This window comes from Trebonia sp., from assembly GCF_049794275.1.
Taxonomy (GTDB): domain Bacteria; phylum Actinomycetota; class Actinomycetes; order Streptosporangiales; family Streptosporangiaceae; genus Trebonia.
In genome coordinates this window covers 1-1,507 of sequence record NZ_JBARCR010001204.1, presented here as the reverse complement: position 1 = coordinate 1,507, position 1,507 = coordinate 1, and the positions used below count along the sequence as shown (strand labels likewise).

General features: G+C 71.1%; 2 protein-coding genes. One reads left to right on the top strand and one right to left on the bottom strand.

Annotation, left to right across the window (positions count from 1 at the left end):
- On the top strand, positions 1–780 hold a 780-nt coding region (locus WA805_RS29670), incomplete at its 5' end, for a GAF and ANTAR domain-containing protein (RefSeq protein WP_425243976.1).
- Positions 781–794: 14 nt separating this feature from the next.
- Here the strand turns inward: WA805_RS29670 and WA805_RS29665 are convergent.
- Positions 795–1,507 (bottom strand): glycoside hydrolase family 3 N-terminal domain-containing protein (locus WA805_RS29665; RefSeq protein ID WP_425243975.1); only part of this gene is annotated, 713 nt, incomplete at its 5' end.

Sequence of the window (1,507 nt, the reverse complement as noted above, 5' to 3'; positions counted from 1 at the left end):
GGGCGGACAGGTGCGGCGAAAAGGGGCGGGCCAGTGCTAGACGAAGATCAGGCGGCGGCGCCGAAGGAGTATGTCAGGCGCCTCGATGAGGCCTCCGACCACCTGGCGGAACTGGCGGACGTGCTGACCGCCGAGGAAGAAGTCGGCCGGGTGCTGCAGCGCAGCGTCGACCAGCTGGTCGAATCGGTGCCTGGCGCCGACATGGCGAGCGTGACCGTACTGAGCGGTGACGCGGGCGAGACGGTGGCCAGCAGCAACGAGCGGGTGTGGGCGATCGACTCCGACCAGTACGCCACCGGGGATGGCCCGTGCCTTGAGGCGTCCCGCACCCGCGAGGTCGTCCGCGTCGGGGTGGAGGAGGCACACGAGCGCTGGCCGGGGTTCGCGCGCAGCGCCCGGGCGGCCGGGGTGGCGAGCTACCTATGCCATCCGCTGTTCATCGACGAGGAGTTCGCCGGCTCGCTCAATCTCTACAGCGAGCAGCCGCACGGTTTCAGCGATTTCGACGTGGCGCTGCTCCGGCTGTACATCACGGCGGCGAGCGCCACGATCGCCAGCGCGCGCCGCTACGCCAAGGCCCGCACCCTGGCCGAGCATCTCCATAAGGCCCTCGACTCCCGCGCGCTGATCGACCAGGCTATCGGCATCGTGATGAGCCGCCGCGGGATCGGCGCGGAGCAGGCATTCGACGAACTGGCCCGCGAGTCGCAGAACAACAACATCAAGCTGCGCGACCTCGCCGCCCGGATCGTCGACAACGCGAGCCGTCAGCGCAGGTAAACCGGCGGACCCCGTCAGCAGGTCAGCAGGCCGGAGGCCTGCTTGGCGGCGAGGATCCGCTGCGCCGCGGCGTCCACCACGGCGCGGAACGACGGAGACGAAGAAGCCTTCGCGAGCACCGCCGCGGCCATCGCCTGCGCCGGCGCCAGCGACTGCGAGGTGATCATGTCACCGCCCGCGGTCAGGAACGAGATCGCCCGCGACGCCGCCGGGATCGACTGCACGGCGAGGGCGTCCCCCAGGTCGTCGGACATGATCACGCCGCCGAAGCCGAGGCCTGACCCCGACCCGGACCCGGACCGCACCAGCTTCATCACCGTGGGCGAAAACACCGCCAGCTGGGTACGGTCGATCAGCGTGTAGGTGGCCAGCGCCACCATGACGAACGGCACTCCCGCGACCACCGCCGCGCGGAACGACCCGAGATCGGGATCATTCGGCGTGGTGACGTTATCGACCACGTCGGCGGTGAAGTCGGTGTTCCCGGTCACCCGGCCGAGCCCGGGGAAGTGCTTGGCCGACGTCGCTACCCCGGCCGAGGCCATCCCGGTGATGAACGCCGCCCCATGCGCCCCGTTGCCGGCCGGCGTGGAGCCGAACTGCCTGTCCAGCGCCCCGATCGGCGCGTTCGACGCGGCCGTGGCGGCGGGCACCACGTCCATCACCGGCGCCAGGTCGAAGTTCACCCCTGCGGCGCGCAGTTCGCGCGCCCAGCCGGCCGCCGCGG